A 14,519-nucleotide genomic window follows, 5' to 3' on the forward strand; every position below is an offset into this window, starting at 1 on the left:
TATATATTTGCAAACCTATAAAGCACCTTATTTTATGCCAAGGATATATTACAGAAGTAGACAAATACACGGTGAACCTCTTCAAAATAAGAAAATTACAAGAGAAGCTTTTGCTAAAATTATGATAAGCACTTCTTTCATTGAGAAAGATGTATTACATATTTTTGAATTGCCTCAAGAGGTGTCTATATTGTCTTGGAAAAAGAAAGACAAAGGATTCAAATATGCTGTGGTATGGAATCACGATAAAATTCATAATACTGCTGAATATGGTGATTTTTATTTGCCCCGAGCTATTGTATTCTTTGATGTGAAAGATGCGTATTTCCCTTCCGAATATTTCTTTGTTGTAAATATTGACGATAATTTGGAAATCAGCCATTGCCGTGCAGGAGCTGACACTTCGTGGTATCAACAACCTGAGCTACGACGCGAAGTTACCGATAATAAAATCGTTAGGCGAATGGAAAAATCAGTTGTTGAACTTCAAAAAGTGTTGGGAATACTTCCTAAAAAATAAAAAGGAATTAAGTGAGTTCTTAATTCCTATCTTCCGTTGTTAAAAATTTTCAGGTCGGTAACGCCATAACATCGTATATTGCCCTATAGCCATTTGGTTTGACGCTTCTTTTGCTCGTTGGGCAACCACACCTTCAAACATTTTATCGATTGTTTCGTGCCAGAGGCTTACCCATTGGTTAAAATGCTCTTGTGTAATGCCATAGTTCAGATTTTTATCCACTTCGATGTGCTTTAACGAAGGACTTCCTTTGAATTTTTGAACCCCGAAGAGGATTGTTTCCCAAAAATCGGTGAGTTTTTCCAAATGCGGAGGCCATTGTTCTTCTGCGATGTGGCTGTTAAAGATGGGACCTAGCAAGTCGTGCTTACGTATCTGAATGTAGAAGGCTTTTACCAATCGGTTTATATCTTCCCTTGTTTCGATTTCCTTCATACGTTAGTTTTTTTCAGATTGTTTAACAACTTCTTCAACCCTCGAAATTTTATCTTGCTTGGAAAGTGTCAGACGCACAATGCTATTCTCCAGAGCTTTTAAATCGTGAGGAACATTTCCTTCCAATGCAATGATATCTCCCTTTTTCATTGTATGAACACTTCCGCCAACCCCAAAATTGATAGTTCCTTCCAGAATATGAACCACAATAGGGAACTTAGTTTGATGTTCTTTCATTAGTTGTCCTTCAGACATTGTAATACGGATTTCTTTCGAAAACTCAGATTCTAAAACTACTTGTGTATGTATCTTTTCTGGTGAAAAAACAAGGTTCTTACTGAATGAACTTAACTTCATAATGTAATTTATTTTGAATTAAATATTTTTAATAGAATGCAACCCACTGCGTAGCAAATAATATCTTCCCAAGAGAAGTAATTCCCCATTAAGATGTAACCAATACTACCTTTGGAGAAGCCCAGCAACTCGGCGATTTTGAAAAATTGCAAGATTTCAATAGCAACTGCAAAAAGAAATATACAGACAAGCAACTTATCTTTATTTTTTACTTTCAGAAATGATAAAACAAATGTATAAATAAGCATTACTACTAAAATATCTCCTACATAAGCTCTCAGAAAATAAATTTTTCGGAAAATAGTAGCTATTAAAACTTCTATAAGGAATAAAGATACCGCCTGTAGGAAATATTTTTTATTAAATTGAAACTTCATACATTTTATAAAAGCAATGTTACAACAGAAAATTTAATTTTACTCATTAAAAAGTGATTCTCCATTAAGATTTGTTGTTAGGGCAGTGGTCATAAACTCAAAAAACGGACGCATAACTTCAAAAGACTTTACAACTTTTTCCGAAAAATCAGGTCGTAATGCTTCAGTTGTTGTAAAATCACGTTTGAGCAAGAATTGTTTCTTTCGGATATAGGTAATCATTGGGTCATTTTTGTCGAATTCTTTTGGGGCAGTCTTCAGTTCTTCTCCCCAAAGTTCTCCATTGTAATAATCCCGAATTCCTTTGGATTGCATCACTTGCAGAAAGCCTTGTGCATCGAGCTGAATTTCCTTGCGAATGCGAAAAAGGTCTTCTTTATTAGGAGCAAAAAAGCCACCACCTACAAAAGTTTCTTCAGGTGACAGATGTACATAATATCCACCGCGATGATGAGGCTGTTTTCGTGGAAAATAAAGTCCAAAATGAGTTTTATAAGGTGTTTTATCTTTTGAAAAACGTATATCTTTATAAATTCGATACATTTTCATCTCTCCAACAAAATCATTTTGAGCTATTTCTTCATAAATGGCACGAAAAAAAGCCTCAGCTTCTGCCTTTGCCTCCTCAAAGGTATGTTTATTCTCTGCAAACCATTCACGATTGTTATTTTGCGATAGTTGTTTTAAGAAAGCAAATATTTTTTCCATATATTTTTAATTTTTTTATAATTAGTAAGGCTAAAATTTTCTACAAGCAGAAAACTTTATCCTTACTTTGCTTTGTAGTAATCATTAAATTCTGTAAGTAAATTAATTATTTGCTTACTTTTTTGTTACGATGCCAAGAGCTTCGAGGGTTTGGTCATTCTGAAATAGAACTTTGCTGTATGCAACTAACTCGCTATATATCGGATAGAGCTTGTCAAAGGCTTCATCACGCATTTCAGTAGCTTTTTGAGCCTGACCAGCTTCCTTAAGTTGATTTTCTTTCAGCTGAGTAAGCTCGGAAAGGGCAGAGATTTGTGCTTTTAGGTCACTTTCTTGAATGTTAATAGTTTTTACTTTCTCCAGAAACTCATTGTTTGATAAAATCTGTCCGTAGAAGTTATTTACTTGCTGAAACCAAGAAGCATATGCCTTTTTTCTTCCGCTGTTTATCTCCAAAGTGCTAATTGCTTGAGTGTTGTTCTTAAACAGAATCTTACAGAAAGCTAAATGACGCTTGTAGATTTCATCAATCTCTGTACGTTTTTTATTGAGCTTTTCTGTTTCAGCATATTGCTCACCATATTCTTTCTTTTGCAATTGCGATAGTGCTTCTAATTCAGCAACTTTTTCTAAATACTCATTTAGTTTTTCTTCCGTATAACCTAAAGTTTGCAATTGTGGCAAAATATTAGGCAATTTTGCATTAGCAAAAGTTATTTTCATTTGCTGAATAAGCTGACCAGTTGAAATATATCTGCTTTTTGATTTTTGTGATGTGTTATTTTCCATAAGATTTAGAGTTTAGTTATTTATTTTTAATTTTATTGATTCCAGAATGATTATTTTAAGTTGCAGAAATGATTGGACAAACTTGTCAGGCTATTTCTGCATATTGCTTAAGCATTTCTGTAGTAAGAAAATTCATTTCTATATAATGATTTTGAATTTCTGAAAACTGAAAAATAACTTCTGTATTTTGACAGCTAATTTATACAGATACAAAATCAATTTCTACTAATTACTAAGTCTAATATTAATTATGGTGTGTGTTTAATATCAATTACTTATTTCTTTATTTAGAAAGAATATGTACAAATGTACGATAATTAATTTAAAAAGCAATTCATTTAGAGAGAAAATTAGAGGTATTACAAAAAGTATGATGATAGTTATTCATTTTGAGCTAAGTAAAATCACGAAAATGAGTATTTAAGCTAACTTTTTTCATTGTCAGGCTGAGCGAAGTCGAAGCCTGACAAAATATTTTTGTTTTTCTATTTCTTATTTTTCTATATTCACTCGCAAATGATAATGAAAAATCCTTACTGAGGAAAAACCACCCGAAAACCAACGAAGATTTGCCCCAATGCATTGCGATTATCTCTTCTGGCTATGCGTATATTCATTTTTTGCTGATTGTAATGCCCTCCACGTGTAACTTTATCCTCTGGATACGAGTGGTTGCTTGGTGTCTTGCTCATTATTGCCATAAAAAACGCACTAAAAACTGAAGGTTTTTCTTTTTTCTCTTCTGTATTCCCGAGTTTATAGTCATACGACGTGAAATCATCTTCGCACCACTCTGAAACATTGCCATTCATATCATAAATACCGAGTTCATTAGGTTTTTTCTTACCAACTGGCTGAAGATAATCCGTATTCTGCCGATGCCAAGCTACTTCATCAAGCGTATTACTCCCCGCATAAGTGTACTTTTGAGTTTTACTTCCTCCACGAGCTGCATATTCCCATTGTTCTTCCGTAGGTAATTTGCCTCCAACCCATTGAGCGTACGCATTTGCTCCGTACCACGATACCAATACCACAGGATGCTGTTCATATCCCTTTTTGGCGATGTACTTGCCGTTTACTTTTTCAATCTGGCTCCAACCTTCTTTTAGTTCTATGTAAGGAATGTCGCCATTCATCTGATTGCCTTTTGCATTTAGGAATTCGGCATATTGTGCATTGGTGATTTCGTATTTGCTTATCTTAAAAGTTTGTAAAAATACCTTATGTTGCGGATGCTCAATGGTTTCTCCTTCCGATTTTGGGCTTCCCATCAGAAAAAAACCTCCTTCTACCAAGATTTTATCCTTTTCTGGGTAAGTTCCTTTTGTTTGTGCTTTTGTCATTGTCGCAAATGAAACAAGAAAAATAAAAAATATTTTGTGATGCATAAATTATTATCGGTTTTTTACAGAAAATAATTACTTCTTTATAAAAAAGTAGAAAGGACAAGTTAGTTCTTGCCCTTTAATTATTTTTCCAAAATTAGTTCTATTTTTGAAAATAGTTCCCTGACACATTCTTCTATGGTTTTATGCGAAGTATCAATCTGTATTCTATTTTCAGTCCAATTTTCGTAATGATATTCTGATATAGCTTCCCAATTGGGTAATTTCAAATTTTCTATTTCAGATATTTGATTAAAAACTCGCCTATGGTGTTCCTCTTTATCTGAACACACAATTTCAATGTTAATTAGAAAAGAATTTGTGTTATGAGCTATATTTTTCCATTCATCACGAGTTAAGGTGATTGGGTTGCAACAATCAGCAACTACATTCATTCCTAATAGTAAATTGTCTTTGGCGATTCGATATGCCATTCGATATCCTTCTCCTTCTACATTAACATTACACAAGTCACGAAGCCCTTGCTCAATGGTATCTATACGAAGATACACTGCAATAAATTTTGATACTATCCATTTGGAGAGTGTTGATTTTCCAGAAGCAGGAAGTCCTGAAAAGACAAATAAAATAGGATGCATAACTCACCAAATTAGTACGCTCTATCTTTTTTCCCTTCATAAAAGTTGATAAAGGCTCTGTTTACTACGCGGTTTCCGCCATCAGTGGGGTAATCGCCTGTGAAATACCAATCGCCCAAGTTCTGCGGACAAGCCTTATGCAAATTTGCAACCGATTGGAAAATAATCTTCACGTTGATTGAATAATCTTTCGGTAGTAACAATTCCGTGATTTTGTCGGTGATTTCCTCATCGGTAAAAGGCTCATAAATTTCCTTGACATAGTTTATCACTTTGTCATCGCTCAAATGCACCTGTGCGATACATTTTTTATACACTTCTTCGATGATGTTATATGTGCCTCTTTCTTTGTGCAGTTGCAAGGTAGCTTCAAAAGCAATCAAGTCCTCCAATCTTGCCATATCGATTCCGTAACAATCAGGATAGCGGATTTGCGGAGCGGAAGAAACCACTACAATCTTTTTCGGTTTTAGGCGTCCCAAAATGTTGAGAATGCTTTTCTTCAAGGTCGTACCTCGAACAATACTATCATCGATGATTACCAGATTGTCGCCCTTTTGCACCGAACCATAGGTGATGTCGTACACGTGAGCCACGAGGTCGTCCCGAGAGCTGTCCTCCGTGATAAAGGTGCGGAGTTTGGCGTCCTTAATGGCTACTTTCTCCTTTCGGATTTTTTGGGATAAAATCTCGGCAAGTTTTTCCGAAGAAATGTCTTTTTCGGCTAAAATCTGTTGGTGTTTGAGTTTGTTAAGATAGTTGTCGGCTTCTTCCACCAACCCCAAATATGAAGTTTCTGCCGTGTTCGGAATGTACGCAAACACGCTGTTTTTTAAATCATTATTGATAGATTGTAACACCTCGGGAAGTAATAATGCTCCCAGTTTTTTGCGTTCCAAATAGATTTCTTTATCGCTTCCCCGAGAGAAGTAAATTCGCTCAAACGAACACGCCTTTCGTGGCAACTGCGGAATGATTTGCGTAACGGACGTACTACCATCTTTCTTGATGATGATACCTGAACCTGGCTCCAATTCGTGGATTTGTTCAAACTCCAAATTGAAAGCCGTTTGAATAACAGGGCGTTCCGAAGCGATGACCACTACTTCCTCATCTTTGTAATAGTACGCCGGACGGATACCTGCTGGGTCACGCACCACGAAAGCATCTCCGTGACCTAAAATTCCTGCCATTGCGTATCCGCCGTCCCATCTTCGAGCTGATTTTCGTAATATTTTTGCCACGTCCAGCTCATCGGCAATGCGTTTGGAGGCTTCTACCTTTGAAAGACCTTCTTCTTTAAATTTCTGATAGAGTTCTTCCACTTCTGTGTCCAGAAAATGCCCAATACGTTCCATAACCGTAACCGTGTCGGTATTTTCTTTTGGATGCTGACCCAATGCCACCAGTCGCTCGAAGAGTTCTTTAGCATTGGTCATATTGAAATTTCCTGCTACAATTAGGTTGCGTGATTGCCAGTTGTTTTGTCGCAAGAAAGGATGTACATTTTCGATGCTATTCTGCCCGAAAGTTCCGTAGCGCACGTGTCCTAAGTACACCTCACCAACGTATGGAAGGAGTTTTTTTTGTGCTTGTATGTCTTCTTTTAAATCGGGATTTTCTTTTAAGAGTTCGCTAATTCGCTGATTTACCTGCGTGAAGATATCTTGTATAGGTTGCGGTTGATTGCTTCGTACACGACTGATATAGCGTTCACCAGGTTGCATATCGAGTTTTATAGTTGCCAGTCCAGCACCGTCTTGCCCTCGATTGTGTTGTTTTTCGAGCATCAAATACATTTTATTGATGCCATAGAAGGTTGTTCCGTATTTTTCTTTGTAAAAACTTAAAGGTTTTAGCAGTCGCACCATCGCGATGCCACATTCGTGTTTGATGTTGTCGCTCATTGTTTTTTTAGTTGTTATTAAATAGCAGATTGTCAGTGTTTTTTGTGAGAAATCTACCAAATAGTGTTGCAAAAATATAAAATATTATGCAGTCAGTAACTATGATTTAGGAATTTTTTGTGGTGAGTAATAGGTACAAAAAAAAATCTGAAAGAACAACTTTCAGATTTTTTTGATATTTTGTTGCAATTAAGGTTGTGCCATAATTCTATCAGCATATTTTGACCATTTTGGATGTGTTTTGTATATGTCTACACTACTTGCTGGAACATTAATTCTCTTTGTAAAATCTTGAAATAAATGATCACTTCCCATAGTAGGAGGATTGATGGGTTCCAAATTAATGACATTCAAGCTTCTACATCCGAAGAAAACACTGCTTCCCAAATATGTGACATTTTTAGGGATACTAATCGTTGGTAGGTTAGGACATACAAAAAAAGCTGAGTCTCCGATAGAAATCAACGAATTTGGCAAACTAACGCTCTCTAATTTTCTGCAATTGTTAAAAGCACTTTCCGCAATGTTGGTAACGCCTACCTATCACCAAATTACGTAATGAGGAATAGCCAAAGGCCTCCTTTCCTATGTTTTTTATACTTCCTGGTATAGTGACAGAAGCCAAATTACTGTTCGAAAAAGCTTTTTCTGCTAAATTTATTACACTATTAGGTATAAAAACTTCTCTTATTCCTGAAAATACAAAAGCTCTGTTACTAATGGTTGTTACCTTATCAGAAATGATTACTGAATTTATATTTGAATGATGGGCAAAGGCTTCTACTCCAATAGTTGTAACTTTACGAAGTTTTATATCTTTCTGCATATCTACCGAAGTAGTTTCAGCGTTGAGCCATTTTTCCAACACTTTTCCGTCAGCGCTTAATTGGTAATCCGAAGAAGGATATAATTCTTTTTCTGAATCCTTTTTGCAACTGTTAGCAACCATCACAATTGATAGTATTGCCACTAAACTAAATAATTTTTTCATATATAATAAATTTATGAGTTACAAGTGTACTTATTAAGTGATTTTCATTTCGAATTGTGTTAATTCCTTGAATTGTAACAATCTTTTAGAAATTTCATCTTTGGTTACAGAAAGCATTCGTTCTGTTCCGAATTTTTCTACACAGAAAGAAGCCAACGTAGAGCCGTAAATGATGGCATTTTTCATATTCTCAAAAGACATATCGCTCGTTTTTGCTAAATACCCCACAAATCCACCAGCAAAGGTATCTCCTGCTCCTGTTGGGTCGAATACTTCTTCCAAAGGTAAAGCTGGAGCAAAGAAAACTTCATTTTGATAGAATAGCAAAGCTCCGTGTTCTCCTTTTTTGATAACCACATATTTCACCCCCATTTGCATAATTTTTTGAGCTGCTTTTACCAAGGAATATTCGCCCGTAAGCTGACGTGCTTCTTCATCATTAATCGTGATAACATCTACTTTAGCAATGATTTGCATCAGTAAATCCCAAGTGTGTTGCATCCAATAATTCATCGTGTCGAGTACTACTAATTTTGGTTTTTGTTGCATTTGCTCCAACACTTCGAGTTGAACTTTTGGGTGTAAATTCCCTAACATCAGCACTTCTGCATCTTTGAATTTTTCTGATATTACAGGCTTGAAACTGGACAATACGTTGAGTTGTGTATCCAAAGTATCGCGCGTGTTCATATCGTTGTGGTATTTTCCACTCCAAAAGAATGATTTTCCTCCTTTTATGGTTTCTATTGCTGAAATATCAACATTTTTTTCTTCTAAAAGATTTAAAAAAGACTTCGGATAATCTTCCCCTACAATTGATACGATGGCAGAATTTACGCTGAATTGTGATGCAGCTATGGCAATGTAATTGGCTGCTCCTCCCATTGTTTTTTCTATCTTTCCAAAAGGTGTTTCAATGGTGTCAAAAGCCACTGTACCAACAATTAAGAGCTTACTCATTTTATATGATTCATTTTAAAAAGGCAAAGATAATTATTAATTGAGAAATTGACATTGATATGAAAAAACTTTTATTGATTCCAAGCTAAAAATTTAGGCTGAACTTGTAATAACTTTGGCTTTTGAGTATTGAGTTTTTCTCCATCAAGTATGCGAATATATTTCTCCATATAGTTTTTTGCCATTTGCTGAGAATTGAAATGTTCCTTTGCATACTGATGACACACTTTTGAATCATATTTTTGCCAATGTTGCATAGCTTCTTTTAGCTCTTTTCTGCTGTTGCTTAAAAATCCTACACCTGGAATAATGAGTTCTGGTAAAGAGCCGTAAGGAGTTCCAAATACTGGATTTCCAAAATATAAACTCTCAATGATAGCTAATCCAAAAGGTTCGTGCCATAATACAGGGAATATGAGTCCTTTGGAGTGAGGTAAGAATTCTTTTTTTGTGTCGTTGTCTATCAATCCAAAAAAACGGGCTTTCGGCGTGAATGTAAGTCGTATTCCCATATTAAAATTGAAGCGAACACCACCAAAAACATACAATTTTTCTTTCGGGATTTTTTTGACCAATTCAATGGCTCCTCGCAAATTTTTCACACGCCAAGCTCCATTACCCAAAAAGTGAAAAAATTTCTTATTAGCACTTAAATCTACACTTCCGTAATCGTTCCAGTCTAATCCATTATGTGCGTACGAATTTGAATTGTACCTATTTGCGTGATTTTTAGAAACAAATATGGTATTTTCGTCTAATTCTTCGAAATGATTGATATTACCGTGCATCGTAAAGACTTTTGGAATAGTTACCTTTTCAATTCCTTGTATGTGAGCGTGCGAGTGAACGATATCTACATCTTTGGGAAGGATTGTTGAAATGTCGGTAATATCCTCAAAATGGAATAACATTAGCAAAATCACATTTCGAACCTCTCCCAGCTACAAAAGTAACTTTATGTCCCATCTTCACTAGTTCTTTTCCTAAATACCAAATTACTCTTTCCGTTCCACCGTACTTTTAGGTGCTGGTAAAATTCTATCGTGTACGATTACTATGTTCATAAGTTAAAAATTAGTAGGTATATTTATTGAGAAGAACTTTTATGCATTATTCTTATTTTCATTCCAATAGAAACTATCTGGGTAAATGCGTTCCCCGAAAATAGCAGTGCCTACACGCACAATTGTTGCTCCTTCTTCGATGGCAATTTCTAAGTCATCGCTCATTCCCATTGAAAGTTCGTTTACTTCAACATTTGGAAGTTGCAAAGATGCAATTTCCTGTTGAATTTGTTTTAGCAGACGAAAGCATTTTCGAACCTTATCAACATCGGAACTGAATAATCCTATTGTCATTAATCCTTTGATTTTAAGTGTATTGATCTGAGATACTTTTTTTACCAAGTCTATTGCATTATCAGGATGTACACCGAATTTACTTTCTTCTCCAGAAGTATTTACTTGAATAAAAACTTCAATTGTTTTGTTTTCGGAGGATAGACGTTGATGCAACTTTTCAGCCAGTTCGTATCTGTCGAGAGATTCTACACAACTCACATCACATTTTAGAATATCTTTTATTTTATTGGTTTGCAAATGTCCAATAAAGTGATTTGTATGAGGAGTGTCTTTCAAATCGTTATATTTTTCTTTAAGTTCCTGCACTCTGTTTTCAGCAATAAGTGTGTAACCTGCATTTAAAGCAATTTTTATTCTTTCGGCGGAAACTGTTTTTGTTGCAAGTAGTAATTTTACTTCATTGGGCTTTCGATTACTTTTTGCACAAGCTAAGTTTATTCGGTTTTGTATGATTTCAAGATTTTTTAAAATATCCATAAAATTTCGCTGTTTTTGTTTTCTTGCCAAAAATATTAATTTTATTTATCTAACCAAAAAAATCATTTTTTAAAACTAGTACTAAAAAAAGTTTGTTATGGTATGAAACTATTGATGTGATAAGAAAAGATAATTATTTTATAATAAAAAATTATAATAATCATTGTTTTATGTGGGATTAATTTACTAACTTTGCAGTCTAATAAATAGTAAAAATTTTAGAAAATGGCTTTAGAAATAACAGATGCTACATTTGAAGAAGTAGTTTTGAAAAGTGACAAACCAGTTTTGGTTGATTTTTGGGCAGTTTGGTGTGGTCCTTGCCGTATGTTAGGTCCTGTAGTTGAGGAAATTGCCAAAGAATACGAAGGAAAAGTGGTTGTTGGAAAAGTAGATGTAGATAACAATCAGGAGTTTGCGAGTAAGTACGGGGTAAGAAATATTCCTACAGTTTTAGTTTTCCAAAACGGAGAAGTTGTTGGTAGACAAGTAGGTGTAGCTCCTAAAAAGACTTACACAGACGCTATTGATGGTTTGTTGTCATAATTTATTCCTTGACATAAGAAGAAATATCGCGTATTGCCTTGAAGCAGTACGCGATATTTTTTATTTTGATGATACTGAGTAGTCTTCCTCAGGAATCCATAAAAGTTTTTCAAAATTAACAACCTGATTGTCTTCTACTTCGATACCTTCACTTTCCAATAGTTGCTCCATTAGGTTCGTGCCTTCAAAATGAAATTTGCCTGTAAGCATTCCTTTGCGATTTACAACTCTGTGTGCAGGAATATCCTCCTTTCCGTGTGATGCATTCAGAGCCCAACCCACCATTCTTGCCGATTTTTTAGCTCCTAAATAGTTGGCAATTAGCCCGTACGTAGTTACTTTTCCGTATGGGATTTTTTTTACAACTTCATATACCTGCTCAAAAAAGTCCATTTGCTGTATGTTTTTCAAAAACAGAAAAGTGATAGGAGTAAACAACAAATTCTCTGTAGAAAAATGTTCCTATCACTTTACATTATTAAAAGTAGTATTCAATGATTACTTAAAAAGCCATTTATAGATATCATTTCCGTTGGCATATAATACCAATCCAATCAAAATAAAGAATCCTACCATTTGAGCATATTCCATCACTTTTTCACTTGGTTTTCTACCTGTAATCATTTCGTAAAGTAAGAAAACAACGTGTCCACCATCTAAAGCAGGAATAGGTAAAATATTCATGAAAGCTAATATGATGGAAATAAATGCTGTGGTCGACCAAAAAGCTTTCCAATCCCATTTGCTGGGGAACATATTTCCGATAGCTCCAAAACCACCAAGCTCTGTAGCTCCTTTTTTAGTGAAAATGAATTTGAATTGAGAGATGTAATCACGCAAAATCCAATATCCGTATGAAAAACCCTCGCTCAAAGCAGAAGAAAAATCATATTCTTTATGAACAACGTCAATTTTTCCTTCTCGTTGTGATGCTATAAATCCAACCTTTCCCTTACCATCGGGAGTGACATTGATTTGCTCTGTTTGCCCGTTGCGTTCTACTTTAAAAGTTAGTGTAGAACCTTGAGGATAAGAAGCCATTATAGGAGATACATCTGAATAGTACTCAACAGCTTCGTTGTTAATTGATATTATTTTATCTCCTTTTCGAAAACCTGCTTTGTCGGCCGGAGACCCTACCAGAACGGAATCCATAATTGGCTTCATTTTAGGACTGAAAGGACTCATTTCTCCTCGAAGATATAACATTTTTCCAATAGAATCAGGAAGTGACAAGAAACGCGTTTGACCATCTGAACCTTTCACTTTTAGGTTGCTCACATCGCGAAGCATTACATAACGATTGATGTCGAGTACATTTTCCAAGGGTTTTCCGTTTACCTCAGTAACGATGTCTCCATTTTGAAATCCGTATGACTTCATCGTTTTGCTAACCGCGAAACCTCCTTCAATGCCATTTTCTTTCACTTGATTTTCACCCCAAACGAACAAAATCATCATATAAATTAAGAAACCTAAAATAAGGTTTACCGTAACTCCGCCAATCATAATAATTAGGCGTTGCCACGTAGGTTTTGAGCGAAATTCCCAAGGTTGGGGCGGTTGAGCCATTTGCTCTTTGTCCATACTTTCGTCAATCATTCCGGCAATTTTGACGTATCCTCCCAGCGGAAGCCATCCTATGCCGTAAACCGTTTCTCCTATTTTCTTTTTGAAAAGAGCAAATTTGACGTCAAAAAATAAAAAGAATTTCTCAACTCGTGTTTTGAAAATTTTTGCAGGGATAAAATGCCCTAATTCGTGTAAAACGATTAATATTGAAAGACTCAAAATTAATTGAGCCGCTTTAATCAGAAATGTTTCCATTATAAAATATAAAATTTTCGGCAAAAATAAAATAATAATTGAGAATATTAAAGTTTTATTTCTGCCGTTATGTAATTAAATCAATTTACTTTTCAATAAAATATCTCGTAAAATTTCCTGAAGTTTCTTTGGCTTCAATACCTAAGTCGGAAAGGTTGCTGAGCATCAAATCCGAGAATTGGTAATGTAATTGCCAATCAAAGAGTTCAGCGGTAATGTTTTGTGTGTTTTTTATATTTATGGGAGTTTCCAAAATATCTGAAAGTTTGTATAGAAAATCATTTACAGAAATATTGTCCGCTGAAAACTGACTTTCATCTACCAAGAATTTTGGGTTTTTTGTTCCCCAGTCTATTTGGTCTTTGTTCCAATATGCTGAGGTTGATTCGGGTAAGTGAATTTCGAGGATTTTTCCGGCTCTAACTTCTGTTTTTAACGTGTAACCCAAATCTTTCAAAATTCTATGTGCAATTTCTTTTTCTTTCCACGAATGATTAAAGTTCTTTTGAATAAGTAACTGATATTGTGTAAAGTTATCCTTTAGTGTTACTTGTTTTTCGCTTACTTTTAGCAGATACGCAATAATTTGAGGTAGAGAACCTTTCACGGAAGTAATATCATTAATTCTTTCAATCACAGGAAAAGAATTTGCAGGAATGTTTGCTTCTCGTATTTCAAAGTCTTTATCAAGAGTTGTAGTTATTTCTTCTTCATTTTCGTAGGATGAATATTTTAAAAAGTCATAAATAGGGGTTGTTTGCTTATTTTTTGATGCAAAACTTCGAATCATTCTTGAAGTAATGTTGGCAGGATTTCCTTTCCAAAGAATTTCTCCATTGGCGTTGAATAAAATTCCATAGGGTAAGGCTCTTACATTATGTTGTTTGAAATTTTGACCTTCATAGTCAATACTTACGGCGAGTTTTGTTGGATGTCGTTCTAAAAATGAACGTACTACATCTGAACGTTCTTGCGTGAGTGAAACGATGTATAAATCTTCGCGAAATTGCTCCTGAATAGTGTTCAAATAACTGGAAACGTGAACGCAAGGAACGCACCAAGTAGCCCAAAAATCAACAAAAAACAGGGACTTATCTTTTGGAGTCGCTAATTCAGAATATTCTACCCGTTCTGAAAAAGTCATTTGAGCTAATCCAGATAAGGAGATAAGTGAAAATATGATTAAAAATATGTTTTTCATAGGAAAATAGTTTATGATGTGTTGAGTAATAGCAAAAATGTTGCCAAAATTTTCCTTTTGAAATTTTCTAAATTCA

Annotated in this window: 18 protein-coding genes; 2 read left to right on the plus strand and 16 right to left on the minus strand. The window is 34.9% G+C overall.

From position 1 onward, the window contains the following. Positions 1-34 precede the first annotated feature (34 nt). A complete protein-coding gene (locus YW9_RS0100570; protein ID WP_018278227.1) occupies positions 35-520 on the plus strand; it encodes a hypothetical protein in 486 nt (161 codons plus the stop codon). Between the two features lie 39 nt (positions 521-559). On the opposite strand, the gene YW9_RS0100575 is transcribed toward YW9_RS0100570, so the two are convergent. The 13 genes from YW9_RS0100575 to YW9_RS0100635 all read right to left on the minus strand — a co-directional run bounded on the left by YW9_RS0100575 (position 560) and on the right by YW9_RS0100635 (position 10,869). Beyond that, a complete protein-coding gene (locus tag YW9_RS0100575; protein WP_018278228.1) occupies positions 560-955 on the minus strand; it encodes a group III truncated hemoglobin in 396 nt (131 codons plus the stop codon). Between the two features lie 3 nt (positions 956-958). Beyond that, entirely contained in the window at positions 959-1,312 is a 354-nt protein-coding gene (locus YW9_RS0100580; protein ID WP_018278229.1) for a cupin domain-containing protein, read from the minus strand. An 8-nt stretch (positions 1,313-1,320) separates the two neighbouring features. Then, the gene (locus YW9_RS0100585) at positions 1,321-1,689 is read right to left on the minus strand and encodes a ribosomal maturation YjgA family protein (protein ID WP_018278230.1); all 369 of its coding nucleotides are present in this window, start codon (positions 1,687-1,689) and stop codon (positions 1,321-1,323) included. 39 nt (positions 1,690-1,728) lie between these two features. Continuing rightward, a complete protein-coding gene (locus YW9_RS0100590) occupies positions 1,729-2,397 on the minus strand; it encodes a DUF2461 domain-containing protein (RefSeq protein ID WP_018278231.1) in 669 nt (222 codons plus the stop codon). Positions 2,398-2,511: 114 nt separating this feature from the next. Then, entirely contained in the window at positions 2,512-3,186 is a 675-nt protein-coding gene (locus YW9_RS0100595; protein ID WP_018278232.1) for a hypothetical protein, read from the minus strand. 533 nt (positions 3,187-3,719) lie between these two features. After that, positions 3,720-4,532 (minus strand): formylglycine-generating enzyme family protein, encoded by an 813-nt coding sequence (locus YW9_RS0100600; protein ID WP_018278233.1) that lies wholly within the window; start codon positions 4,530-4,532, stop codon positions 3,720-3,722. A 125-nt stretch (positions 4,533-4,657) separates the two neighbouring features. Further along, positions 4,658-5,173 (minus strand): AAA family ATPase, encoded by a 516-nt coding sequence (locus YW9_RS0100605; protein WP_018278234.1) that lies wholly within the window; start codon positions 5,171-5,173, stop codon positions 4,658-4,660. An 11-nt stretch (positions 5,174-5,184) separates the two neighbouring features. After that, on the minus strand, positions 5,185-7,080 hold the full coding sequence (locus tag YW9_RS0100610) for an amidophosphoribosyltransferase (RefSeq protein WP_026193698.1): 1,896 nt from the start codon (positions 7,078-7,080) through the stop codon (positions 5,185-5,187). Positions 7,081-7,269: 189 nt separating this feature from the next. After that, a complete protein-coding gene (locus YW9_RS12320; RefSeq protein WP_018278236.1) occupies positions 7,270-7,557 on the minus strand; it encodes a leucine-rich repeat protein in 288 nt (95 codons plus the stop codon). A gap of 28 nt (positions 7,558-7,585) precedes the next feature. Next, the gene (locus YW9_RS12325; RefSeq protein ID WP_018278237.1) at positions 7,586-8,071 is read right to left on the minus strand and encodes a leucine-rich repeat domain-containing protein; all 486 of its coding nucleotides are present in this window, start codon (positions 8,069-8,071) and stop codon (positions 7,586-7,588) included. A gap of 33 nt (positions 8,072-8,104) precedes the next feature. Further along, complete coding sequence (locus tag YW9_RS0100625) at positions 8,105-9,031, minus strand: PfkB family carbohydrate kinase (protein WP_018278238.1); 927 nt, start codon at positions 9,029-9,031, stop codon at positions 8,105-8,107. 71 nt (positions 9,032-9,102) lie between these two features. Then, the gene (locus tag YW9_RS12330; protein ID WP_018278239.1) at positions 9,103-9,942 is read right to left on the minus strand and encodes a glycosyltransferase; all 840 of its coding nucleotides are present in this window, start codon (positions 9,940-9,942) and stop codon (positions 9,103-9,105) included. A 192-nt stretch (positions 9,943-10,134) separates the two neighbouring features. Then, positions 10,135-10,869, minus strand: a complete 735-nt coding sequence (locus tag YW9_RS0100635; protein ID WP_040353578.1) for a YggS family pyridoxal phosphate-dependent enzyme — start codon at positions 10,867-10,869, stop codon at positions 10,135-10,137. Between the two features lie 225 nt (positions 10,870-11,094). Between YW9_RS0100635 and trxA the strand changes: the two genes are divergently transcribed. After that, on the plus strand, positions 11,095-11,415 hold the full coding sequence (gene trxA, locus YW9_RS0100640) for a thioredoxin (RefSeq protein WP_018278241.1): 321 nt from the start codon (positions 11,095-11,097) through the stop codon (positions 11,413-11,415). A 60-nt stretch (positions 11,416-11,475) separates the two neighbouring features. Here trxA and YW9_RS0100645 read toward each other — a convergent pair whose 3' ends face one another. The 3 genes from YW9_RS0100645 to YW9_RS0100655 form a co-directional block, all read right to left on the minus strand. Then, positions 11,476-11,808, minus strand: coding sequence for an MGMT family protein (locus YW9_RS0100645; RefSeq protein WP_018278242.1), 333 nt, complete (start codon positions 11,806-11,808; stop codon positions 11,476-11,478). 105 nt (positions 11,809-11,913) lie between these two features. Next, a complete protein-coding gene (gene rseP, locus YW9_RS0100650; protein WP_018278243.1) occupies positions 11,914-13,242 on the minus strand; it encodes an RIP metalloprotease RseP in 1,329 nt (442 codons plus the stop codon). Between the two features lie 85 nt (positions 13,243-13,327). Continuing rightward, positions 13,328-14,443, minus strand: coding sequence for a TlpA family protein disulfide reductase (locus tag YW9_RS0100655; RefSeq protein ID WP_018278244.1), 1,116 nt, complete (start codon positions 14,441-14,443; stop codon positions 13,328-13,330). Between the last annotated feature and the right edge of the window lie 76 nt (positions 14,444-14,519).

The organism is Capnocytophaga cynodegmi DSM 19736 (assembly GCF_000379185.1).
GTDB classification, from domain to species: Bacteria; Bacteroidota; Bacteroidia; order Flavobacteriales; family Flavobacteriaceae; genus Capnocytophaga; species Capnocytophaga cynodegmi.